Source organism: Erythrobacter sp. SN021, from assembly GCF_021864455.1.
Genome location: NZ_JAKKUW010000190.1, coordinates 1 through 208 on the forward strand (window position 1 = coordinate 1; position 208 = coordinate 208).

Sequence of the window (208 nt, forward strand, 5' to 3'; positions counted from 1 at the left end):
GTGGGGATGACGTCAAATCATCATGCCCCTTATGACCTGGGCTACACACGTGCTACAATGGACAGAACAAAGGGCAGCGAAACCGCGAGGTTAAGCCAATCCCACAAATCTGTTCTCAGTTCGGATCGCAGTCTGCAACTCGACTGCGTGAAGCTGGAATCGCTAGTAATCGCGGATCAGCATGCCGCGGTGAATACGTTCCCGGGCC

General features: G+C 54.3%; 1 rRNA gene. It reads left to right on the top strand.

What is annotated here, in order from left to right:
- A 16S ribosomal RNA gene (locus L5849_RS15520) occupies positions 1 to 208 on the top strand; the annotation flags it as partial.